The 21,122-nt window shown below is 76.5% G+C and carries 24 protein-coding genes; 8 read left to right on the top strand and 16 right to left on the bottom strand.

The genetic code is table 11. The annotated features are described in order from the left end of the window. Window position 1: 1 nt before the first annotated feature. Window positions 2-511, bottom strand: coding sequence for a MarR family winged helix-turn-helix transcriptional regulator (locus tag ACI78R_RS07700; protein WP_245794588.1), 510 nt, complete (start codon window positions 509-511; stop codon window positions 2-4). Between the two features lie 88 nt (window positions 512-599). Between ACI78R_RS07700 and ACI78R_RS07695 the strand changes: the two genes are divergently transcribed. Together ACI78R_RS07695 and ACI78R_RS07690 are read left to right on the top strand one after the other, a co-directional pair. Further along, entirely contained in the window at window positions 600-1,292 is a 693-nt protein-coding gene (locus ACI78R_RS07695; protein WP_457040244.1) for a GTP cyclohydrolase II, read from the top strand. 6 nt (window positions 1,293-1,298) lie between these two features. Continuing rightward, window positions 1,299-2,180, top strand: coding sequence for a dioxygenase family protein (locus tag ACI78R_RS07690; RefSeq protein ID WP_457040243.1), 882 nt, complete (start codon window positions 1,299-1,301; stop codon window positions 2,178-2,180). Window positions 2,181-2,207: 27 nt separating this feature from the next. On the opposite strand, the gene ACI78R_RS07685 is transcribed toward ACI78R_RS07690, so the two are convergent. The 7 genes from ACI78R_RS07685 to ACI78R_RS07655 are packed head-to-tail and all read right to left on the bottom strand — an operon-like array spanning window position 2,208 to window position 8,676. Further along, window positions 2,208-2,603 carry a VOC family protein gene (locus ACI78R_RS07685; RefSeq protein ID WP_457040321.1) on the bottom strand — a complete coding sequence of 132 codons (396 nt, stop codon included), beginning with the start codon at window positions 2,601-2,603 and terminating at the stop codon, window positions 2,208-2,210. A 2-nt stretch (window positions 2,604-2,605) separates the two neighbouring features. Further along, a complete protein-coding gene (locus tag ACI78R_RS07680; protein WP_457040242.1) occupies window positions 2,606-3,790 on the bottom strand; it encodes an alpha/beta hydrolase family protein in 1,185 nt (394 codons plus the stop codon). An 11-nt stretch (window positions 3,791-3,801) separates the two neighbouring features. Further along, window positions 3,802-4,566: an SDR family NAD(P)-dependent oxidoreductase gene (locus tag ACI78R_RS07675; RefSeq protein WP_457040241.1), complete on the bottom strand. Its 765-nt coding sequence runs from the start codon at window positions 4,564-4,566 to the stop codon at window positions 3,802-3,804. A 7-nt stretch (window positions 4,567-4,573) separates the two neighbouring features. Next, on the bottom strand, window positions 4,574-5,548 hold the full coding sequence (locus ACI78R_RS07670; protein WP_457040240.1) for a fumarylacetoacetate hydrolase family protein: 975 nt from the start codon (window positions 5,546-5,548) through the stop codon (window positions 4,574-4,576). After that, complete coding sequence (locus ACI78R_RS07665) at window positions 5,548-6,486, bottom strand: VOC family protein (RefSeq protein ID WP_073420552.1); 939 nt, start codon at window positions 6,484-6,486, stop codon at window positions 5,548-5,550. The genes ACI78R_RS07670 and ACI78R_RS07665 overlap by 1 nt, the downstream gene beginning before the upstream one ends. Window positions 6,487-6,536: 50 nt before the next feature. After that, window positions 6,537-7,667, bottom strand: coding sequence for an FAD-dependent oxidoreductase (locus ACI78R_RS07660; RefSeq protein WP_457040239.1), 1,131 nt, complete (start codon window positions 7,665-7,667; stop codon window positions 6,537-6,539). Between the two features lie 10 nt (window positions 7,668-7,677). Further along, entirely contained in the window at window positions 7,678-8,676 is a 999-nt protein-coding gene (locus ACI78R_RS07655; protein ID WP_457040238.1) for a cyclase family protein, read from the bottom strand. An 85-nt stretch (window positions 8,677-8,761) separates the two neighbouring features. On the opposite strand from ACI78R_RS07655, the gene ACI78R_RS07650 reads away from it, so the two are divergent. Continuing rightward, a complete protein-coding gene (locus ACI78R_RS07650) occupies window positions 8,762-9,721 on the top strand; it encodes a LysR family transcriptional regulator (RefSeq protein WP_073420833.1) in 960 nt (319 codons plus the stop codon). An 85-nt stretch (window positions 9,722-9,806) separates the two neighbouring features. Continuing rightward, the gene (locus ACI78R_RS07645; protein ID WP_457040237.1) at window positions 9,807-11,054 is read left to right on the top strand and encodes an MFS transporter; all 1,248 of its coding nucleotides are present in this window, start codon (window positions 9,807-9,809) and stop codon (window positions 11,052-11,054) included. Window positions 11,055-11,078: 24 nt separating this feature from the next. On the opposite strand, the gene ACI78R_RS07640 is transcribed toward ACI78R_RS07645, so the two are convergent. Next, window positions 11,079-11,234 (bottom strand): hypothetical protein, encoded by a 156-nt coding sequence (locus ACI78R_RS07640; RefSeq protein WP_175562864.1) that lies wholly within the window; start codon window positions 11,232-11,234, stop codon window positions 11,079-11,081. A gap of 60 nt (window positions 11,235-11,294) precedes the next feature. Between ACI78R_RS07640 and ACI78R_RS07635 the strand changes: the two genes are divergently transcribed. Next, window positions 11,295-11,684: a hypothetical protein gene (locus tag ACI78R_RS07635; RefSeq protein WP_457040236.1), complete on the top strand. Its 390-nt coding sequence runs from the start codon at window positions 11,295-11,297 to the stop codon at window positions 11,682-11,684. 34 nt (window positions 11,685-11,718) lie between these two features. Here ACI78R_RS07635 and ACI78R_RS07630 read toward each other — a convergent pair whose 3' ends face one another. The 3 genes from ACI78R_RS07630 to ACI78R_RS07620 form a co-directional block, all read right to left on the bottom strand. Beyond that, window positions 11,719-12,153: an arsenate-mycothiol transferase ArsC gene (locus ACI78R_RS07630; RefSeq protein ID WP_457040235.1), complete on the bottom strand. Its 435-nt coding sequence runs from the start codon at window positions 12,151-12,153 to the stop codon at window positions 11,719-11,721. Between the two features lie 115 nt (window positions 12,154-12,268). Continuing rightward, window positions 12,269-13,840, bottom strand: coding sequence for a Na+/H+ antiporter (locus ACI78R_RS07625; protein ID WP_217651226.1), 1,572 nt, complete (start codon window positions 13,838-13,840; stop codon window positions 12,269-12,271). Next, a complete protein-coding gene (locus tag ACI78R_RS07620; protein WP_073420548.1) occupies window positions 13,840-14,097 on the bottom strand; it encodes a UBP-type zinc finger domain-containing protein in 258 nt (85 codons plus the stop codon). Before ACI78R_RS07620 ends, ACI78R_RS07625 begins: the two co-directional genes overlap by 1 nt. A gap of 133 nt (window positions 14,098-14,230) precedes the next feature. Here ACI78R_RS07620 and ACI78R_RS07615 point away from each other — a divergent pair, with 133 nt between their 5' ends. Then, window positions 14,231-15,178, top strand: coding sequence for a hypothetical protein (locus ACI78R_RS07615; protein WP_457040234.1), 948 nt, complete (start codon window positions 14,231-14,233; stop codon window positions 15,176-15,178). Here ACI78R_RS07615 and ACI78R_RS07610 read toward each other — a convergent pair. Next, a complete protein-coding gene (locus tag ACI78R_RS07610; RefSeq protein WP_457040233.1) occupies window positions 15,175-15,699 on the bottom strand; it encodes a DinB family protein in 525 nt (174 codons plus the stop codon). The two genes, ACI78R_RS07615 and ACI78R_RS07610, sit on opposite strands and share 4 nt — an antisense overlap. A 90-nt stretch (window positions 15,700-15,789) precedes the next feature. Here ACI78R_RS07610 and ACI78R_RS07605 point away from each other — a divergent pair, with 90 nt between their 5' ends. After that, complete coding sequence (locus ACI78R_RS07605; protein ID WP_457040232.1) at window positions 15,790-16,785, top strand: helix-turn-helix transcriptional regulator; 996 nt, start codon at window positions 15,790-15,792, stop codon at window positions 16,783-16,785. Next, complete coding sequence (locus tag ACI78R_RS07600) at window positions 16,782-17,588, top strand: SDR family oxidoreductase (protein ID WP_073420544.1); 807 nt, start codon at window positions 16,782-16,784, stop codon at window positions 17,586-17,588. The genes ACI78R_RS07605 and ACI78R_RS07600 overlap by 4 nt, the downstream gene beginning before the upstream one ends. Window positions 17,589-17,603: 15 nt before the next feature. Here the strand turns inward: ACI78R_RS07600 and ACI78R_RS07595 are convergent, their stop codons facing one another. From ACI78R_RS07595 to ACI78R_RS07585, 3 genes are all read right to left on the bottom strand, one after another. Then, window positions 17,604-19,010 (bottom strand): NAD(P)/FAD-dependent oxidoreductase, encoded by a 1,407-nt coding sequence (locus ACI78R_RS07595; protein ID WP_457040231.1) that lies wholly within the window; start codon window positions 19,008-19,010, stop codon window positions 17,604-17,606. 131 nt (window positions 19,011-19,141) lie between these two features. Next, window positions 19,142-20,083 (bottom strand): GGDEF domain-containing protein, encoded by a 942-nt coding sequence (locus ACI78R_RS07590; protein WP_457040230.1) that lies wholly within the window; start codon window positions 20,081-20,083, stop codon window positions 19,142-19,144. A gap of 75 nt (window positions 20,084-20,158) precedes the next feature. Continuing rightward, entirely contained in the window at window positions 20,159-21,100 is a 942-nt protein-coding gene (locus ACI78R_RS07585) for a S1C family serine protease (protein WP_457040229.1), read from the bottom strand. Window positions 21,101-21,122: the final 22 nt, after the last annotated feature.

Genomic DNA, 21,122 nt, shown 5'->3' with positions numbered 1-21,122 from the left:
CTCACCCTGCCCGACGGCGGTCCCCTCCGGGGGCGTCCCCCGGCAGCCCGGCCATCTTCCCGTCGGGGTCGAGGCGGCGCAGGACCGCGTCGGCGATGCCGGCCAGCTGCGTCACCTGCTCGGGGGTGAGCGCGTCGATGACGTGCTCGCGGACGGTGGCCACGTGCCCCGGCGCGGTCGCGCGCACCTTCGCCCAGCCGGCGTCGGTGAGCCGGGCGTTGGTGGCCCGGCCGTCCCAGGGGCAGGGCGCCCGCTCGACCAGCCCGCGCTCCTCGAGCCGGCGCACGACGTGCGACAGCCGCGGCAGCGTGGCGTTGGTGCGGGTGGCCAGCTCGGTCATGCGCAGCGTCCGGTCCGGCGCCTCCGACAGCATCGCCAGCACGTGGTAGTCGAAGTGGGTCACCTGCGCGTCGCGGCGCAACTGGCCGTCGAGGACGCCGGGCAGCAGCTCCACGACGGCGACCAGGCGCACCCACGCCGCCATCTCGTCCTCGCTCAGCCACTCCGCCACGCCCCCATGGTGACACCGCGGTACTTGTCGCTTCAACCAAAGGGGACTAGGGTCATCGGTTGTAGGTACAACTGATGCGGAGGTCGCGATGACCCTCTCCTTCGACGCGGGCGTCGTGTCCCCGGCCCCGGCGGCGACCGTGCGCACCCGCGTGACGGTGCCGATGCGCTTCCCCGACGGTTACGCGACGACGGCCGACGTCGTCACCTTCGACGGGCTGGCCGACGGCCGCGAGCACCTGCTGCTCGGCCTCGGCGACTGGCGCGGCGCGCTCGAGCGGTCGGTCTCCGGCGGCGAGGCGCCCCTGGTGCGCCCGCACAGCGAGTGCCTCACCGGGGACGTCTTCGGCTCCGAGCGCTGCGACTGCGGCCCGCAGCTGCGCGAGGCGGCCGAGCGGATCACCACCGCGGGCGGGTTCCTGCTCTACCTCCGCCAGGAGGGCCGCGGCATCGGGCTGTACGCCAAGCTCGACGCCTACGCCCTGCAGGACGCCGGCCTCGACACCTACGCGGCCAACCGCGCGCTGGGCCGCGGCGACGACGAGCGCGACTACACCGCCGCCGCGCAGATGCTCGCCGCCGTCGGCGCCGACCGCGTGCGCCTGCTGTCGAACAACCCCGACAAGGCCGCGCAGCTCGAGCTCGCCGGCGTCGCGGTGACCGAGCGGGTGCCCACCGGCGTCCACCTGTCGGCGGCCAACGCGCGCTACCTCGCCGTCAAGCGCGACCACACCGCGCACACGCTCGACCTGCCCGCCCTCGACCTCCCGCTGGCGGGCTGACCGGTGATGTCGACGACCGCCTTCGCCGACGCGCGCATCGACCCCCGCCACCCGTTCGCCGCCCACCTCGGGCACGTGGCCGGGCTGGGGGAGCACCGCCCCTGGACGCCGGACGACGGCCCGCTGCCGGCGCTGTACCTGTCCCACGGCGCGCCGCCGCTGTTCGAGGACGCCGCCTGGATGCGCGACCTGGCCGCCTGGGCGCGGGCGCTGCCCCGGCCGCGGGCGGTGCTCATCGTCAGCGCGCACTGGGAGTCGGACTCCCTCGGCATCACCAGCACGGTGCCCACCGAGCTCGTCTACGACTTCGGCGGGTTCGACCCGATGTACGCGCGGATGCGCTACGACACCCCGGAGTCCTCCGACCTGGCGCGGCAGCTGCTCGCCGTCCTGCCGGAGACCGCGCACGTGCACGAGCACCGCGGGCGGGGCCTCGACCACGGCGCCTGGGTGCCGCTCAAGGTCATGTACCCGGAGGCCGACGTCCCGGTGCTGCAGCTGAGCCTGCCCACCCACGACACCGCGACGCTGCTGGCGCTCGGCGAGCGGCTGCGGCCGCTGCGGGAGCAGGGCGTGCTGGTGGTCGGGTCGGGGTTCATGACCCACGGCCTGCCGTACCTGACCCGCGAGATGCTCGGCGGCGCGGTGCCCGGCTGGTCGGCGGACTTCGACGCGTGGGCCGCCGACGCGCTGGCGCGCGGCGACGTCGAGGAGCTGGCGCGGTTCCGGCTGCGGGCGCCCGGCCTGCGCTACGCCCACCCCACGGTCGAGCACTTCACGCCGCTGTTCGTCACGCTCGGCGCGGCCACGGACCCCGCGGCCGGCGTCACCACCGCCATCGACGGCTTCTTCATCGGCCTGGCCAGGCGCTCGTTCCAGGTCGCCTGAGGGCGTCCGCCCCCAGGCGACCCGGCGTCAGTTGACGACGTGCACGTGGTCGATCCAGACGACCTCCCAGACGTTGCCGTCCGGGTCGGCGAAGCCGCGGCTGTAGCTGGCCTCCTCCTCGCGCGCGGGAGCGCCGGGACGGCCGCCGGCCGCGATCGCGCGGGACACCAGGTCGTCGACCTCGGCGCGGCCGCCGGCGGTGAGGGCGTGCACCGCCGTCGGGGCCGACGAGGGGTCGCCCGGCTCGCCCGGGAGCAGCGCGGCGAAGCGCTCACGGGTCTGCAGCGACAGCACCTGCTCGTCACCCAGGACCACCGCGGCCTCGCCGTCGTCGGAGGAGTTCTCCTCCACGCGGAAGCCGAGCGCCTGGTAGAACGCCCGGGCCGCGGGCAGGTCGCGCACCGGCAGCTTGACGAACAGCATGCTCACGACGTCGTCCGGCCCAGCTCGGCGAAGGTGTCGGCCACCCAGTCGGCGACGAAGGTGCTCACGTACGGCAGGTGGTCCAGGCCGATGTGCTCGGTCGCGCCCTCCTCGGGCGTGAACACCCGCAGCTCCGCCTTGGGCGAGTTCACGGCCTGGGAGTGGGAGCGGTGCGCCATCTCCAGCGGGATCTGCCGGTCGTTGGCGCCGTGGGCGACCAGGAACGGCACGGTGATCTGCTCGACGACGCCCTCGAGGTTCACCTGGTCGGCGAAGTCGAGGAAGGCGTCGAGGTCGTTCTCGTCGCCGGGCTGGCCCCACACCCAGAGCACGTGCTCCCAGTAGTGCGGCACCGGGCGCTCGCCCTCGCGCTCCCGACGACGGCGCTGCACCGCGCCCCAGTCGTGGTTGGCGCCCCACGCCACGCAGAGGGCGAACCGCTTCTCGAACGCCGCGGCGCGCGGGGCGTAGTAGCCGCCCAGCGACCAGCCGACGATGCCGATCCGCGAGGCGTCGACGTCGTCGCGGGTCTCCAGGTAGTCCACCGCCGCTGCGCCCCACGCCTCGGTGTCCACCCGCGCCGTCAGCCCCTGCAGCCGCAGCGACTCACCGGTGCCGGGCTGGTCGAGCATCAGGCAGGAGATGCCGCGCGCGGCCAGCTCTTCCCAGTGGTTGGACGCGTACATGTGCTCCTTGGTGGAGTCCAGCCCGTTGACCAGCACGACGACCGGGACGGGACCGTCGTCGGCGGCCGGCGCCTGCGAGAAGTAGGCGGGCAGCGTCGTGCCCTCGTAGGGGACCTCGACCCGGGAGACGCGCGGGCTGTGCGTGTCGAACGCCTTCTGCGCGATCTCGAGCATCCGCCGGTAGGTGGGCACCCGGTTCGGGTCGGAGTGGGCGAGCATCCGCTCGGCCTGCGCCAGGTAGTTCGACGCGCGGAACCACAGCTGCCCGGCGGTGCGCACGTGCCCGGCCTTCTCGGCCTCCTCGGCCTGGCCGACGAGCTGGTCGGTCAGCGCGGTCCAGGCGCGCAGGAAGTCCGGCGTCCCGGCGTCCTCACCGGCGTTCGCGGCGTCCTTGATCGGCCGGCAGGCGCGGTCGACCTCGTCGATCAGCCCGCCGGAGTTCAGCGTGGCGACCACGGACAGGTTCCAGGTGTAGGGGCCGGTGGGGAAGTACTCGAACACGGGGGTTCCTCTCAGGGTGCGGGGTGCGCCGCGGCGGACACGGCGTCGCTGATCGACTTCACGCCGCCGTGGGCGGTCATCCCGCCGTCGACGGGGATCTCGGCGCCGGTGATGAAGGAGGCGCCGTCGCCGAGGAGGAAGGCGACCAGGGGCGCCACCTCGTCGACGGTGCCGGTGCGGCCGAGCGGGGTCTCGGCGACGTTGGCGGCGCGGAACGCCGGTGCCGCCGAGGCGGTCATCGGCGTCTCGACGTAGCCGGGGTGGACCGTGTTGACCCGGATGCCGTACGGGCCGAGCTCCAGGCAGGCGGCCTTGGCCAGCCCCCGCAGCGCCCACTTCGACGCGGTGTAGGCGACCGGGAAGTGCCCGGTCAGCGCGGCCACCGAGCCGACGACGACGACCGAGCCGCCGCCGGTCATCAGCGGGGTCAGCGCCTGGATGCCGAGCAGCGTCCCGGTGACGTTCACCCCGGACACCCGGGCGAGGTCGGCGGGGTCGAGGTCGGCCAGCCGCGCCCGCCAGGTGACCCCGGCGTTGGCGACCAGCCCGTGCACGCGGCCGTGCTCCGCACGGAGGTCGGCGGCGAGCGCCGCCCAGCCGGCGGCGTCGGTGACGTCGAGCCGCCGGTAGGCGGCTCCGCCGAGGTCCTCGGCGGGGGCGTCCTGCACGTCGGTGGCGACGACGACCGCGCCCTCGGCGGCGAGCAGCCGGGCCTCGGCCGCCCCCTGCCCCTGGGCCGCGCCGGTGACGACGACGACCCGGCCGGCGAGACTCACGAGGGGCTCACGCCGCGCGCGTGCGGGTGCGCGGGCGGGGCCGGGCGGCCCGGACCGGCGGCAGCTCGACGCCCTCGACGACGCGGTTGCGGATGGTGCCGATGCCCTCGACGGTCATCTCCACGACGTCGCCGGGCCGCAGCGGCGGCGGGGACAGCTCGCCGCGGCGGCCCCACAGCTCGCCCAGGCAGCCGCCGTTGCCGCAGGTGCCCGAGCCGAGCACGTCGCCGGCGCGGACCTCCGTGCCGCGGGAGGCGTAGGAGACCAGCTCCTCGAACGGCCAGCCCATGTTGGACAGCAGGTCCTGCCCGATCTGCTCGCCGTTGACCGACACCCGCATGTCGAGGGCCAGGAACCCCTCGGCGTCCCGGTGCGGCTCCAGCTCGTCGGCGGTCACCAGCCACGGCCCGAGGGTCGTGGCGGAGTCCTTGCCCTTGGCCGGGCCGAGCTTGACGGCCATCTCCCGGAACTGCAGGTCGCGGGCCGACCAGTCGTTGAGGACCGTGTACCCGAACACGTGGTCGCGCGCCTGCTCGGGCGTGAGCGAGGCGCCGTCGGAGCCCTCGACAGCGCCGACCACCACGGCGACCTCGAGCTCGAAGTCGAAGCGCTGCGAGCCCGGCGGCACCGGGACGTCGTCGTGCGCGCCGACGAGCGCGTACGGGTTGGTGAAGTAGAACGTCGGCGCCTGGTACCACTCCGGCGCGACCGGCTCGCCGCTGGGCGCGACCATGCCCTCGACGTGCTCCTCGAAGGTGACGAAGTCGCGGACCGTCGGCGCCTCCAGCGGCGGCAGCAGGCGGACGGAGTCCAGCGGCACGGCCGGACCGCGCAGCGCCTCCTCCCCGGCCGCGAGCGCGGCGGGCAGCCCCGCGCGCACGAGGTCGAGGACCGTCGTCCCCTCGGGGAGCGCGTGCAGGCCGGAGTCGCCCACGACGCCGGCCCGCACCGCGCCCCCGGCGGACCAGGTGGCGAACCGCATCAGACGGGCGGGGCCACGAACAGGCCCTTGTCCGGGTCGTTGAACGACTTCTGCGCGACGAACTCGTTCATCGCGTTCGCCGTACCCCACTGGTCGCTGACCTCGGGGTTGCTGATGTCGTAGACGTGCGGGTGCCAGGTGTCCTCGTCGAGCAGGTCGAGCTCGGTCGTGTACTCGACGGTGTTGCCGTGCGGGTCGAGGAAGTAGCTGAAGGTGTTGTTGCCGGCCAGGTGCCGGCCCGGGCCCCAGATCTTCTCCACGCCCGCGCGCAGCAGCCGGCCGGTGCCGCGCATGTACTCGTCGATGCCGCGCATCTCGAAGGAGGCGTGGTGCAGCGACGGGTGCGGGCCGCGGGCGATGGCCATGCTGTGGTGCCAGGCGTTGACCCGCATGAACCACATCATGTTGCCCATCCGCGGGTGCACGAGCGTGTCCGACAGGGCGAAGGCCAGGTGCTTCTCGTAGAACGCCCGCGTGCCCTCGGGGTCGGCGGAGTTGATGACGACGTGCGAGAGGCGGACCGGGATCGACTCGCCCTCCTCGATCCGGCGGTGCTGCCGCACGGCGACGTCGGAGCTGATCTCCACCGTGCGGCCCTCGTTGTCGAAGAACCGGAACCCGTAGCCGCCGCCGGGGGTCTGCAGGGTGTCGGGCTCGCCGACGAGCTGCACGCCGTCGCGGGCGAGCTGCCCGGCGAGGGTGTCGACGTCGGCGGCGGTGGCCGCGCCGAAGGAGATCAGGTCGATCCGCTTGTCGGTGGCCTCGCGCAGCCGGACGACGTACTGCTCGGGGCTGCCCTCGGCGGCCAGGAACGTCAGGCCCGAGTCGCTGTGCTCGGCCTTCAGGCCCCACGTGTTGGTGAAGAAGTCCTCCTGCGTACGCAGGTCCGGCACGGCGAGGTCGACGTGCCGCAGGTGGGTGATCAGGCGCTGGGTCATGGTCGTTCTCCTGGAACGGCGCCTCCCGCGCGCGGGCGGCGGGAGGCTGGCTAGGCGGGCTGGCTGGTCAGCTGGGCGATCGAGCGCATGAGGGCCGGGATGTCGCCCCGCACGTGGTCGAGCTGCCACTGGGCGAGCTGGTTGGAGGCGTCGACGACGGTCCGCGCGCGCTCGAGGCGGCGGGCGTGGAAGGCGTCCCACAGGTCCTGGTCGAGCGCGGGCCGGTCGACCAGCAGCTCGGCGAGGACGACGGCGTCCTCCAGGGCCATGGCCCCGCCCTGGGCGATGGTGGGCGGGCAGGTGTGCGCGGCGTCGCCGATCAGCACGACCCGGCCCCGGTTCCAGGGCTCGTCGAGGACGTGGGTCTCGAACCAGGTGTAGTTGACCCGCGAGGGGTCGGTGAGCGTCTCGCGGATCTCGTCCCAGGGGCCGTGGTAGGCCCGGGAGAGCTCCTTCATCGTGGCGAGCTGCTCGTCGGGGGTCAGGGCGCTGCGGTCCTGGGCGTCCTCGACGATGTAGGCGTAGAGGGAGTCCTCGCCGGTCGGGCAGTAGCCGGCGATGTAGGACGGGCCGCCGTAGTAGAGGTCGGTGCGGGTGACGCTCGCCGGCCGCGGGCCGAAGGCCCGCCAGATGCCCATGCCGACCGAGCGGGTCTCCAGGTTCACGCCGAGCGCGCGGCGGGTCCACGACCGGACGCCGTCGGCGCCGACCACGAGGTCGTAGCGGCCGGTGGACCCGTCGGCGAAGGTCACGTCGACGCCGTCGGCGTCCTGGACCAGCGCGGTGTGGGTGGTGCCGAACCGCACCTTGACGCCGACCTCGGTGGCCCGGTCGAGGAGGATCCGGGCGAGCTCCGGGCGGGGCATGCCCATCGCGGCGGGCAGGTCCGGGCCGCCGGTCTTGGCGTCCGGCACCTCGGCGACCACGGTGCCGTGCGGGTCGGGCGCGCGGATGCCGGTGACGTCGAAGGCGTAGCCGGCGGCCTGCACCTGCTCCCACACGCCGAGGGACCGCAGCTCGCGCAGGGCGTTGCCCTGCAGCGTGATGCCGGACCCGAGCGCGGCGGTGTCGGGCTTGATCTCGACCAGGTCGACGGCGACGCCGGCCTGCGCGAGGTGGACGGCGGCGCCGGCGCCGGCCAGGCCGCCGCCCACGACGAGGACGGTGTTCACAGCGGGCATGTCGGTCCTCCTACTTGACGGCGATCGGGTTGACGGGGGCGCCGACGGCGCCGGTCACGCGGAGCGGGGCCGCGGTGAGCCAGAAGTCCCACTGCCCGTCCCGCGCGCAGTCGGCGGCGAGGGCGTCGAGGTCCCACATCTCGCCGATGAACAGGCCCATGTTGGGGATGGCGACCTGGTGCAGCGGCTGGAAAGCGACGTCGAACTCGTTGGGCCGGACCTCGAAGCCCCAGGTGTCGGTGGCGACGCCGGCGACCTCGGTGGCGTGCAGCCAGTCGGCGGTGGTGAACGACAGGCCGGGGGCGGCGCCGCCGGCGTAGTCACCCCAGCCGCGGCCCTCGGCGATGTCGCGCCGCGCCCGGGTGAGCCGCCCGGTGCGCACGAGCAGCAGGTCGCCCCGGCCGACGGCCGCGGACGCGCCCTGGGCGGCGATCGTCGCCTCGAGGTGCTCGGTCGTGATCGCGAAGCCGTCGGGGAGTTCGCCGTCGGTGCCGACCGCCCGGCCGACGTCGAGCAGCACCCCGCGGCCGGCGATCAGGTCGGCGACGGTCTCGATGCCGGTCACCGAGTCGCCGAAGCTGGTCACCACGTCGCCCGCGCGGCGCCCGTTCCAGGCCATGCCGTGGTCGAAGATGTGCCCGAGGCCGTCCCACTGCGTCGAGCACTGCAGGGGCATCGCGATGACGTCATCGGCGCCGCCGATACCGTGCGGGAAGCCCTGCACGCCCCGCTCGGCGTCGGTGCCCGTGTCGGTCATCGTGTGCACGGGGTTGGTCCGCCGGCGCCAGCCCTTCTGCGGGCCGTCGGTGTCGAAGGACTGCGACAGCGAGAAGCTCGCCCCCCGGCGGACCAGCGCCGCGCCCTCGCGCCGCTTCGCCTCGTCGAGGAAGTTCAGCGTGCCGAGCACGTCGTCGGCGCCCCACCGGCCCCAGTTGGAGCAGCGCTTCGCGGCGGCGGCGATGGCGCCCTCGGGGTCCGTGCGGTCGAGGTGGTCGGGGCCGTGGTGCATGTCCCGACAGTGGGCCAGCCCACAGGAGTGAGGGAAGACCGAATGCCTGATGACGGGCATCAGCGGCGTCGATACGGTGCGCTCCGTGAACCTCGCGAGCCTGGACCTCAACCTGCTCGTGTCCCTCGACGCCCTGCTCCAGCAGCGCAGCGTCACGCGGGCGGCGGCGCAGATGGGGCTGAGCCAGCCGGCGCTGTCGGCGTCGCTGGCCCGCCTCCGCCGGCACTTCGGCGACGAGCTGCTCTCCCGGGTCGGCAACGAGTACCGCCTGACGCCGCTCGCCGTCCAGCTCCGGGAGCTCGCCCGGATCGCCCTGTCGGGGGTGGAGAGGGTGTTCACCGCGCAGCCCGGCTTCGACCCGGCGTCCTCGACGCGCGAGTTCACCCTGCTCGTCAGCGACTACGTCGTCGCGGTGCTCGGGGACACCGTCGCGGGGCTGCTGGCCGAGGAGGCGCCGCACACCCGCCTGCGGCTGAGCGCGCACTCGCCGGCGATCGTGGACCGGGCGGAGCAGGCGCTGCTGACCGCCGACCTCCTCTTCCTGCCGCCGGGCTTCCTCACCGACCTGTCCCGCCGGGACCTGTACCGCGACGAGTGGGTGTGCGTGGTGGCCGCCGACAACCCGGTGGTGGACGCGGGCCTGACCGTCGGCGACCTCGAGACCCTCCCGTGGGTGGCCACCTACCACGGGCCGACGGCGTCGACCCCGGCCGCGCGGCAGATGCGCATGCTCGGGATCGAGCCGCAGGTGCAGGTGGTCACCGAGAGCTTCCTGACCGTCCCCGCGCTGGTGTCGGGCAGCGACCGGATCGCGCTGCTGCAGCGCCGGCTCGTCGACCTGCTGCCGCTCAACACCGGCATCCGGGCGCTGCCGTGCCCCTTCGACGCCGGCCCGCTCATCGAGGCGATGTGGTGGCACCCGGTGTTCGACGACGACCCGGAGCACGCCTACCTCCGCGACCTGGTCTCGCGCGCGGCCCGGCTGGCGGTCGGGGAGCAGTCGGCGGGTATCCACCCGGTCGATGGGGACCGTAACGACAAGTGATTTCCGCTCGGCGTCCGCCGTCCTGACACTCCATCGCCAGTGATGCCGGTCACCGGGACCGGCGCGCCCGTCGATGGAGACGCCCGTGTCGGAGAACGTCCTGGTCCCTGAGCGGTCGGCGGAGGAGCCGCTGGCCGGCGAGGTCGCCGTCGACCCCACCACGGGTCGCCCCGCCGGGCGCCCGCAGGCGCTGGTGCTGCTGCTGTCCAGCTGCCTCGCGGTGCTCGGCGCGGTGCTGCTGGCGCCCGTCCTGCCGCGCATCCAGGACGCCTTCGCCGGCACCCCCGGCGTCGAGGCGCTGGCGCCGGTCGTGCTCACCGCGCCGGCGCTGGTCATCGGCCTCACCGCGATGGTGGCCGGCCGCATCGTCGACCGGGTGGGCCGCAAGCGGCTGCTCGTCGGCGCGCTCGTGGCCTACGCCGTCGTCGGGACCGCGCCGCTGTGGCTGCCGTCCCTGCAGCTCATCGTCGCCAGCCGCGTCCTGCTCGGCCTCACCGAGGCCGCGATCATGACCTGCTGCACGACGCTGCTGGCCGACTACTTCCACGGCTCGCAGCGGGAGCGGTACTTCGGCCTCCAGGTCGTGTTCACCACCGTCGCTGCGACCATCTTCTTCGCGGTCGGCGGCGCGCTGGGCGCCGGCGACTGGCGGACGCCCTTCTGGCTGTACGCGCTCAGCCTGCCGCTCGCGCTCGCCGCGGCGAAGCTGATCTGGCAGCCGGCCCCGCAGGCGCAGGCGGCGGCGCGCGCCGAGAAGCTGCCGGCCCTGCCCTGGCGCCGGCTCGCCGCGCCGATCGGCGTGTCCCTGGTCGGCGGCCTGGTCTTCTACGTCCTGATCGTCCAGCTGTCCTTCAAGCTCGACGACATCGGCGTGGAGTCCACGGCGGTCATCGGCGCGGCCAGCGCGGTCGCGTCGCTCGGCACCGCGGCCGGCGGCATCCTCTTCGGCCGGCTCGCCAAGCGCGGCCCGGCGGTCCTCGTGCCGCTCGCCTTCGCCCTCTCCGGCGTCGGCATCGTCGGGCTCGGCCTGTCCTCGGCGGTGCCCGCGGTGATCGCCTTCGCCGTGGTCACCGGGCTCGGCAACGGCCTGATCCTGCCGTCGCTGCTCACCTGGGCGCTCGGCTCGCTGAGCTTCGAGCAGCGCGGCCGTGGTACCGGCGTCTGGACGTCGGCCTTCTTCATCGGGCAGTTCTTCTGCCCGCTCGTGGTGCTCGCCCTCACCGGCGCGCTCGGCGGGCTCGGCACCGCGCTGGCCGTCCTCGGCGCGGTGAGCCTCGTGGCCGCCGTCGGGGTCCGGGTCAGCCGGCCGGCCGCGGTGGCCGCCGCGCACTGACGCCCGGCGCGGGAGCGCACCCGTCTAGCGGCGGGTGCGCTCCCGCACGCCGAACGCCCCGGTCACGAGGACCAGCAGCAGGCCGACGACGGCCAGCCAGAACAGCCCCTCGACGACCCAGCCCACCACGGTGACGACGAGCCAGACGACGAGCAGCAGGCCGAGCAGCTTGAGCCACACAGGGTCACCTCCGGGGTCGGTGCGGCCAGCCTAGGCCCGGCGCGCGGCAGGATGGCCCGGATGGACGACGACCCGTGGGACCTGCTGCTCGCCGGCCTCGCCCCGGCGACCGCCGACCTCGTCCGCGCCGCCGACGCGCTGGTGCGCGAGGCCGACCCCGCCGTCGTGCGGGTGGTCTGGCCGCACCAGCGCACGGTCGGCTACGGCGTCGGGCCGCGGAAGACCACCGAGCACTACGCCTACCTCGACGTGTACGACCGGCACCTCAACCTGGGCTTCAACCGCGGGGCGGCGCTGGCGGGGGCGGGCTCCGACGGCGGCCTGCTCGAGGGCGCCGGGACGAGCTTCCGCAAGCTCGCCGTCCGGGACGCCGCCGTGCTGGCCGACCCGCGGCTGCCGGCCCTGCTGCGCGCCGCCCGCGCAGAGCGGGTGGCCGCGCTCGGGCGCTAGCGGCCCGGGCGCCGCCGGTCGGGGCGCTCGCGCCTCAGGCCACCAGCTCGTCCAGCAGCCCGCACACGCGGCGGTCGAGCTCGTCGCGCACCGGGCGGGCGTCCCCGCCGGCCGGCTCCTCCACCGGCCAGTCGAGGTAGCGGGTGCCCGGCAGCACCGGGCAGCCGCGCACGGCGCCGAGCCGCACGACGACGGCGGAGACGTGCACCGCGTCGGCGGTCAGCGGCCGGGGCAGCCGGGCGGCGAGGTCGACGCCGACCTCCGCCATCGCCGCCACCGCGGCCGGGTCGACCCGCGCCGCCGGGGCCGAGCCGGCCGACAGCGCCCGCACCCGGCCGGACGCGCGCCGGGCGAGCAGCGCGGCGGCCATCGGCGAGACCGCCGCGTCGGAGGCGGCGACGAACAGCACCGTCGGCGGGCCGACGGCCGGGTCAGGGGCGCTGCGCTGGGGAGCGGGGGAGGGGACCACGGGGACTCCGGTGCGGGTCGTGCGCCGGCGGGGGGCCGGTCGCGTCGGGACGTCGTCCGGGCGGGGACGGCGCCGTCCTCCGGGCCCACCGTGCCACCCCCGGCCCGCGGGCGCATCACTCGCGCAGCAGCGTGACCTCCTCCAGGTCCATCTCGTGCTGCACCCGGCGGAACACCTCGTCGTCGATGCGGCGCTGGTCTCGGTAGCGCACGAACACCTCCCGCTCGGCCTCGAGCATCGCCCGGCGCAGCCGCCGGTACACCGCGCTCGGGGTCTCACCGCCGCCCGCGATCGGCCCGCCGAGCCGCTCCCACGCGGCGTTGGTGCGCGCCTCGATGCGCGAGCGCAGCTCGGTGACGGTCTGCGCGTGCAGCGGGTCGCCGTCGTCGAGCGCCTCCAGCCGGGCGACGGCGGCCGTCCCGGCGTCGGTCTGCGCCTGGGCCTCGGCCAGCGCGTCGGCGGAGCTCTCCGTGCCGCGCACACCGAGCCGGCGGATGAGGGCGGGCAGCGTCAGCCCGTGCAGCAGCAGCGTGCCGACGGTGACGACGAACGCCAGGTAGACGACCTCCGCGCGGCCGGGGAAGGGGTCGCCGTCCAGCGTGGTCAGCGGGATGCCGGCCGCGGCGGCGAGCGAGACCACGCCGCGCATCCCGGCCCACGACACCACCGCCAGGTGCCGCCAGGACGGCGACTCCCAGTCGGCCCGGCGGCGGGCCAGCGGCCGCAGGTAGGTCGTCGGGAAGACGAACGCCACCCGCGCGACCAGGGCGACGAGCACCAGCACCAGCCCGACGGCGGTCATGCCCCACACCGACGGCCCGACGCCCTCCACCACCGCGCGCAGCTGCAGGCCGATGAGGGCGAACACCGTGGCCTCGAGGACGGTGTCGGCGGCCTGCCAGACGGCGCGGTCCTGCAGCCGGGCCACCGGGTCGGCCGCCGGGGAGCGGTGCCCCAGGTAGAGGCCGGCCAGCACGACGGCCAGCACCCCGGAGGCGTGCACCTCCTCGGCGACGACGAAGCCGACGAAGGGCACGAGCAGGCCCATCGCGGACTCGAGCACGCCGTCGTGCAGCAGCCGCCGGATCCGGTCGACCAGCCAGCCCAGCGCCCAGCCGATCGCGGCGCCGCCCGCGGCGGCCAGCACGAACACGCCGAGGCCCTGCGCGATGCCGTACCCGGCGCCGGCGGCCACCGCGACCGCCACCCGGTAGGCGGTCAGCGCGGTCGCGTCGTTCACCAGGCTCTCGCCGCCGAGGATGGTCATCACCCGCCGCGGCAGGCCCAGGCGCCGGCCGACGGCGGTGGCCGCGACGGCGTCGGGCGGGGCGACGACGGCGCCGAGCACCAGCGCCGAGGCCAGCGGCAGCCCGGGCACCAGCCACCACGCCGCGAGCCCGACCGCGACCGTGGTGAGCAGGACGGCGCCCAGCGCGAGCAGGCCGATCGGGCGCAGGTTGGCGCGCAGCCGCAGGTAGGAGCTGTCCAGCGCCGCCGAGTACAGCAGTGGCGGCAGCACCAGCGTGAGGATCAGCTCGGGGTCCAGCGCGTAGTCGGGGACCCCGGGCACGAACGACAGCGCCAGGCCGACGACGACCAGCAGCAGCGGCGCCGAGACGCCGGTCCGCCGGGCGAGCACGGTGACCGCGAAGGAGCCGGCCAGCAGTGCGACGAGCGGGAGCTCCATCAGACGAGCGCCGCGTCGGGATAGCACCAGCGCCAGGACTCACCCGGCTCCACCGACCGGATGATCGGGTGGCCGGAGGTCCCGGCGTGCGCGGTCGCGTGCCGGTTCGGCGAGGAGTCGCAGCAGGCCACGTGCCCGCACGACAGGCACATCCGCAGGTGCACCCACCGGCTGCCGATGGCCAGGCAGTCGCCGCACCCCTCCGTCGAGTCCGGCGTCACGTCCCGGATCTGGTCCAGGTGCCCGCAGGTCGTCATCCCGCCCCCTCCTCCTCGTTCCCCGCCGCCCGGGAGTCGACCACCGGCGCGACGCGGGCGGCAACGTCCCGCGGCCGGTCCCGTCTTCCCGTGGCAGGGTCGGCGGCGACCGCGCGGGCCGGGAGGGGGCGACGTGGACCTCGAGGAGGTCGCCGACGAGCTCTACGGGCTGCTGCCCGGCGACTTCGTGGCCGCCCGCACCGAGGCCGCCCGCCGGGCCCGCGCGGCGGGGGACAGGGCGCTGGCGGCGGAGGTCGCCGCCCTCGGCAAGCCGTCGACGGCGGCGTGGGCGTGCAACAGGCTGGTGCGCGAGCAGCCCGACGAGATCGCCGGCCTCGTCGAGCTCGGCGACCTGTTGCGGGAGGCGCAGGAGAGCCTGGCCGGCGACCAGCTGCGGGCGCTCGGCACCCAGCGCTCCCGGCTGCTCGCCGCACTCACCCGCCAGGCGCGGGTCGTGGCCGCGCGGCTCGGCCTCCCGCTCAGCGACGCCGTCGCCGACCAGGTGGAGCAGACGCTGCGCGCGGCGCTGGCCGACCCCGACGCCGGCGAGGCGCTGCTGGCGGGGCGGCTCACCGGCCCGCTGTCGGTGTCCGGCGGGCTCGGCGTGCGGCCCGACCTGCGGGTGGTGCCGCCCCCGCGGCCGGCCCGGCCCGTCCCCGAGCGGCCTGCCCGGCCGGCTCCGGACCCGGCGGCCGAGGAGCGCCGCCGGGCGGAGGAGGAGCGGCGCCGGGCCGAGGAGGAGCGGCGGCGGGCGGCCGAGGAGCGGCGGCAGCGGGAGCTGGCCGAGGCGCGGGAGGACGCGGAGGCGGCCGCGGACCTGGCCGAGGAGGCGGCGCGGGGCGCCCGCACCGCCCGGGAGCGGGCAGGGCGGGCGGAGCGCCGGGCGGCGGAACTCGGGGCACGGGTCGAGGAGCTGGCCGCCGAGCTCGCGCGGGTGCGCGAGGAGGCCGCCGCCGCCGACGGCGAGGCGGGCACCGCCCGGCGCCGGGCCGACGCGGCCGGGCGGGCGGCGGAGCGGGCGGCCGCGGAGCGCGACGCGGCGGCCGCCCGGGTGACCGATCTCGAGCGGGCCGGGCGCTAGCCCATCGTCCGCTGGCCGTCGAGGGACTCCCGCAGGATGTCCGCGTGCCCGGCGTGCTGGGCGGTCTCCGCCACGACGTGCAGGAAGACCCGGCGGACCGAGCGGACGGCGCCCGGCGGGAACCACGGCGCCTCGGGCAGCGGGTGGGCCGTGTCGAGGTCGAGGGTGCGCACCAGCTCGTCGGTGCGCGCGGCCACCTCGTCGTAGAGCGCGAGGACCGAGGCGAGCGTCTCGCCCGGCTGCAGCACCCAGTCGGCGCCCCAGTCCTCCGGCGACTGCTCCAGCGCCGCCGTCCCGCGCACCGCGAAGTCCGCCCAGGACCGCTCGGTGACGGCGACGTGCTTGACGAGCGTGGCGAGGGTCAGCTCGCTGGCCGTGGTGCGGCGGGCGGCCTGCTCGTCGGTCAGGCCGCGCACCGTGAAGCGCAGGAAGCCGCGGTGCGCGGCCAGCGTCTCGAGCAGGTCGGCCCGCTCGGCGGAGAGGGCGGGGGAGCCGGTCGAGGGAGCGGTCGGAGCGGTCACGGGGTCCTCCTGGTCGTCGTCTGCCGGGTGTCCCCATCGTCGCGGCGAAAGCGGACGGATCCTGTCCGCTGAGCGCGCCAGGATGGGCGCATGAGCGACCCGGCCGTCCGCACGCTCCGCCTGCTCTCGCTGCTGCAGACCCGCCGCTTCTGGTCCGGACCCGACCTCGCCGCCCGGCTCGGCGTCTCGGTGCGCACGCTGCGCCGCGACGTCGAGCGGCTCCGCGAGCTCGGCTACCCGGTCGACGCCTCCCGCGGCACCGACGGCGGGTACGCGCTGGCCCGCGGCGCCGCGCTGCCGCCGCTGGTGCTCGACGACGACGAGGCGGTCGCGCTGGCCGTCGGGCTGCAGGCCGCCGCGGCGGGGCCGGTCGCCGGCATGGCCGAGACGTCCCTGCGGGTGCTGGCCAAGCTCGTGCAGGTGATGCCCGGGCGCCTGCGCGGCCGCGTCGAGGCGCTGCGCGCGGTGACCGTGCCGGCCGGCGTCGCCCCGGCCCCGGGCAGCCCCGACGCCGTCGACCCCGACGTGCTCACCGCCGTCGCGCTGGCCTGCCGCGACACCGAGCGGCTCGGGTTCGGCTACGCCCCGCCGGACCGGGAGCGCGAGGAGCGGCTGGTCGAGCCGCACCGGCTGGTCTCGCTGGGGCGCCGCTGGTACCTCGTCGCCTGGGACCTCGACCGCGGCGACTGGCGCACCTTCCGGCTCGACCGGCTCGACGCCCCGCGCGGCACCGGCTCCCGCGCCGCGCCCCGCCGCTTCCCGGCCGAGGACGCGGCGGCCTGGGTGCGGGAGCGGCTGGACAAGGCGTGGGCGCGGCACGTGGTGGAGGCGGAGGTGGCCGCCCCGGCGGAGCAGGTGCGCGGGCGCATCGGCCGCTGGGCGACCGTCACCGAGGACCTCGGCGACGCCTGCCGCGTGCGGATCGAGGGCGACGACCTGGACTGGGCGACGGCCGCGCTGGTCGTGGCGGGGGCGCCGTTCACCGTGCTGTCGCCGCCGGGGTTCGCCGCGCACGTGCGCGACGTGGCCGCGCGCTGCGCCGCCGCGTCGCGGGCCGGCGCGGCCGCGCCCAGCATGGGGTCATGACGGAGTCAGCCGGCCGCGTCGCGGTCGTCACCGGGTCGGAGTCGGGCATCGGGCGGGCCGTGGCGGTCGCGCTGGCCGAGCAGGGGTGCGACGTCGGGATCACCTGGTATCGCGACGAGGCGCACGCGCAGGCCACCGCCGAGGAGGTGCGCTCCACGGGCCGCCGCGCGGAGGTCCGCCACGTCGACCTCACGCAGCTGCCGCAGGCCGCCGATGTCGTCGACGAGCTGGCCGAGGCGCTCGGCGGCGTCGACGTCCTGGTCAACGACGCGGGCACCGGCCACTCGACGCGCATCCTGGACACCGACTACGAGACCTGGCGCGAGGTGCTGGCCACCGACCTCGACGCGGCGTTCCTCTGCCTGCAGCGCGCCGCGCGGCGGATGGTCGACGCCGGCCGCGGCGGGCGGATCGTCAACATCACCAGCGTCCACGAGCACCAGCCGCGGGTCGGCGCGGCCGCCTACTGCGCGGCCAAGGGCGGCCTCGGCCTGCTCACCCGCGTGGCGGCGATCGAGCTGGCCGAGCACGGCATCACGGTCAACGCCGTCGCGCCGGGCGAGATCGCCACCCCGATGACCGGCCAGGAGGACGAGGACCCGGCCTCGCCCGGCCACGAGCGCCCCGGCGTCCCGGTCGGCCGGCCCGGGTACGCCCACGAGGTCGCCGCCGTCGTCGCCTTCCTCGCCTCGCCGCAGGCCTCCTACGTCACCGGGGCGTCCTACGCCGTCGACGGCGGCATGCTGCAGATGGGCCCGATGGCGGGCTCGCACATGACCTCCGACGACTGGCGGCGCCCCTGACCGAGGCGTCCTGACTCAGGCGTCCAGCAGCTCCAGCAGCCGCGCGCGGTCGGGTCCCGGGAAGGCGGCGGGCGGTCGCGGCCCGGCCGCGGCCAGCGCGTCCACGCGCTGCCGCACCTCCGGGCGGGCGAGCACCTCGGCCAGCGGCGCCATGCACAGCCGGAACTCGACCATCGCCCGGAACAGGTCGGCGTCCTGCATCGCCGCGCCGAGGAAGGCCGCCGTCTCCGGCGGTGGGGGAGGCGCGGGGCGGCCCTCGCGCGCGGCGGCCATCTGCGCGAGACGGACGCGGTCCTCGGCCAGCTGCTCCTCGACGAACGGGGCGGCGTCCCGCTCGCTCGCCTCGGCGAAGGCGGTCGCCAGGTCGGCGGGCCGGTCGAGGTGGCCGGCGACCGCGGCGCGCAGCAGCGCGGCGTGCAGGATCCCGACCGACAGGCCGCGCCCGGCCGAGGGGTTCGTGCAGGCCCAGGCGTCCCCGACGGCGGCGAAGCCGGTGACCACGGGGCGGCCGTCGGCGACGAAGCGGCGGTGCCGGTCCAGCCCGCCACCCATCGCCAGCACGCCGTCCAGGGCGGTCCCGTCGAGCCAGTGCGCCTGCAGGGGGCACGCGGCGATGACCCGGTCGAAGGTCGCGGGGTCGCGCAGCGCCCGGAGCGGCCGGTCGCCGCTCTCCCCGTAGACGGTCACCGACCAGGTGCCGGCGTCGCCGACGAGGGTGAGCAGCGAGATGCTGCCCAGCGGGCACACCGGCGGGCCGACCGCTGCCGGCGGCTCCGGGCCCGCCAGGTAGCGGGTGTAGTAGACGAAGCCCGAGTCCTGCGCCCGCACGCGCGGCGGGACGGCACCCAGCTCGGCCAGCCACCCGGCCGAGCGGCTCCGCCGGCCGGTGGCGTCGACGACGAGGTCGGCCCGCAGCTCGTCGCCGGCCGTCGTCCGGACCCCGGCGGCGTGCGGGACGCCGGCCAGCGCCGGGGCGCCGGACAGCAGGCCCGCGACGCCGGTCCCGCGGCGGATCTCCACCCCCGCCGTCTCCTCGGCGGCCGCCGCCACCACCGACTCGACGACCGGCCGCCGTCCGGTGACGCCCCGCAGCCGGTCGTCGCCGTCCCGCGGTGCGCGGTCGGCGATCGAGGGAGGCAGCGCGGACAGCCGGTCCACCCAGACGCAGCCGGCGTCCAGCAGCCGCCCGGTGAGCCCCGGCAGCTGCTCGTCGGCGACGGCGCGGAAGCGGGCGTGCAGCGTGTGCGGCTGCCGGAACTGGGCCACGCCGCGGCGCCGCCAGCCCGCCCAGGCCTCCGCGGGCGTGGCCGGGGCGCCGTCGGGGTCGGCCTCCAGCACCGTCACCTCGTGCCCGTCGCGGGCCAGCATCATCGCCGCGCACAGTCCGACGACGCTCCCGCCGCACACCACCACCGAGGCCATGTCCGCCTCCTCGCCCGCCGGTCGGTCCCCGTGGTGGCCGGCAGGCTCCCCCCGCGGCGGGCCGGCGGGGAACGGGACCGGGCGCGTCCCCGGTGTCGCCGCGGCGGGCCGTGGCGCGCCGGTACGCAGGGTCAGTCGACGCGCGAGCGGTGCGAGCGGGCGGCCTTCTCGCGGTAGAGCGCGGTGTCGGCGCGGGCGAGCAGCGCGGTCAGCCCGTCGCCGGGGCGGGCGGTCGCCGTGCCGGCCGACCAGGCGCCGTCCGAGACCGCGCGCAGGCGCAGCAGCAGCTCGGCGGTGGCCACGGCGTCGCTGCCGGGCAGCACGAGGGCGAACTCGTCGCCGCCGAGGCGCCCGAGCAGGTCCGAGCGGCGCAGCTCCCGCCGCCAGGCCGTGGCCAGCGAGCACAGCAGCGCGTCGCCGGCCGCGTGCCCGGCGGTGTCGTTGACGGCCTTGAAGCCGTCGAGGTCGAGCAGCACGACGGTGACGGGCTCCCCGGCGCGCTCGGCGGTCGCGAGCAGCCGCTCGGCGCCGTCCTCCCAGGCCCGGCGGTTGGCCACGCCGGTGAGCGGGTCGGTGCCCGCGGTGCGCCGCAGCGCGCCGGTCTGGCGCACCTGGGCCTCGGTGAGCACGACGGTGGTGACGACGGCGGTCAGCCACGGGGCGAGGAAGCCCGACGGGACCGCGGCCAGCGCGCCGGCCGACACCACGGCGACCGCGCCGAGCACGTGCAGCCGCGCCTGCGGGGCCGGGAGCACGTGGCCGGCGAGGACGCCGAGGGCGACGAGCGCGGGCCCGAGCCCCACGACGCCGACCGCGGTCACCGACTGCCAGGCCAGCAGGGCGGTGAGCACGGCCAACAGCGCGAGGCCGGCGTGCACGGCGGCCATGGGGAGGCGGTCGCGGCCGAGCTCGAACGCGGCGGCGAGCAGGCCGCCGGCGACGGCGAGGACGGCGAGCAGCGCGACAGGGGTGCGCGCGGCCATCGGCCACAGCGCGCCGAGGGCGCACATCGCGGCGGCGCAGCCGTACAGCAGCGCGAGCAGGCGCAGCCCGCTCCTGCGGTCGCCGGTCACCGGTCTCCCTCCGTCACGGGGGGAGCATCGTCACCTGATCGGGCGCTCCTGAGGAGACCCCACCCGCACGGGTGGTCAGCCGGTGAGCTCCGTGGGCACGGCGATGACGTCGACCATCGCGCCGCGTCGGTACACCGTCACGGGCAGTGGCTGCCCGACGGCCTCGGCGAACAGCAGCCGCTGCAGGCTCTGCGCCTCGGCCACCGGCGCGCGCCCGGCCTCGAGCACGAGGTCGCCCGGCCGCAGCCCGGCCCGGTCGGCCGGCGACCCGGCGACGACGTCGACCACGCGCAGCCCCCGCCGCCGGCCGGTGCGCGCGGCCAGCTCCGCGGGCAGCGGCGCGGGGCTGCTGACCAGGCCGAGGTAGGCCCGCCGCACCCGGCCGTCCCGGACGAGGGTGTCGATGATCCGGCGGGTGGTGTCGTTGACCGGCACGGCCAGGCCCAGCCCCCACCCGGCGACGGCGGTGTTGATGCCGACCACCCGGCTCGCGGAGTCGGCGAGCGCGCCGCCGGAGTTGCCGGGGTTGAGCGCTGCGTCGGTCTGGATGACGTCCTCGACCACCCGGGCGGTCCGCCCGTCCCGCGTGGGCAGCGACCGGCCCAGGCCGCTGACGACGCCGGCGGTCACCGAGCCGGCCAGGCCCAGCGGGTTGCCGACGGCGACGACGAGCTGGCCGACCCGCAGCCGCGCGGCGTCGCCGAGCACCACGGGCTCGGGTGCCCCGGCGGTGGCCCGGACGACGGCGAGGTCCGACAGCGGGTCGGTGCCCACCACCTCCACCGGCGTCTCGGTGCCGTCGCCGAACACGGCCCGCCCGGCGCGGGCCCGGCCGACGACGTGCGCGTTGGTGAGCAGCAGCCCGTCGCCGGGGACGACGACGGCGGAGCCCGCGCCCGAGCGGCCGTCGGGCCCGGTGACCTGCAGCGCGGCGACGTGCGGGGTGAGGTCGGCGGCCACCGCGGTGACCACCTGCGAGTAGGCGTCCAGCGCCGCGTCGGTGTCCGGTCGGGTCACGGCGCACCTCCTGGAGTCGATT

This window comes from Geodermatophilus sp. SYSU D01106, from assembly GCF_054049995.1.
Note: the sequence above shows the minus strand (reverse complement) of the source record. Positions and strands in the feature narration are given on the sequence as shown.

Coding starts and splice junctions, on each gene's coding strand:
- ACI78R_RS07695 (WP_457040244.1), top strand. CDS start 600: ATGACCCTCTCCTTCGACGCGGGCGTCGTGTCCCCGGCCCCGGCGGCG.
- ACI78R_RS07635 (WP_457040236.1), top strand. CDS start 11,295: ATGGACGACGACCCGTGGGACCTGCTGCTCGCCGGCCTCGCCCCGGCG.
- ACI78R_RS07655 (WP_457040238.1), bottom strand. CDS start 8,676: ATGCACCACGGCCCCGACCACCTCGACCGCACGGACCCCGAGGGCGCC.
- ACI78R_RS07600 (WP_073420544.1), top strand. CDS start 16,782: ATGACGGAGTCAGCCGGCCGCGTCGCGGTCGTCACCGGGTCGGAGTCG.
- ACI78R_RS07670 (WP_457040240.1), bottom strand. CDS start 5,548: ATGCGGTTCGCCACCTGGTCCGCCGGGGGCGCGGTGCGGGCCGGCGTC.
- ACI78R_RS07620 (WP_073420548.1), bottom strand. CDS start 14,097: ATGACGACCTGCGGGCACCTGGACCAGATCCGGGACGTGACGCCGGAC.
- ACI78R_RS07625 (WP_217651226.1), bottom strand. CDS start 13,840: ATGGAGCTCCCGCTCGTCGCACTGCTGGCCGGCTCCTTCGCGGTCACC.
- ACI78R_RS07685 (WP_457040321.1), bottom strand. CDS start 2,603: ATGCTGTTCGTCAAGCTGCCGGTGCGCGACCTGCCCGCGGCCCGGGCG.
- ACI78R_RS07665 (WP_073420552.1), bottom strand. CDS start 6,486: ATGACCCAGCGCCTGATCACCCACCTGCGGCACGTCGACCTCGCCGTG.
- ACI78R_RS07690 (WP_457040243.1), top strand. CDS start 1,299: ATGTCGACGACCGCCTTCGCCGACGCGCGCATCGACCCCCGCCACCCG.
- ACI78R_RS07660 (WP_457040239.1), bottom strand. CDS start 7,667: ATGCCCGCTGTGAACACCGTCCTCGTCGTGGGCGGCGGCCTGGCCGGC.
- ACI78R_RS07595 (WP_457040231.1), bottom strand. CDS start 19,010: ATGGCCTCGGTGGTGGTGTGCGGCGGGAGCGTCGTCGGACTGTGCGCG.
- ACI78R_RS07605 (WP_457040232.1), top strand. CDS start 15,790: ATGAGCGACCCGGCCGTCCGCACGCTCCGCCTGCTCTCGCTGCTGCAG.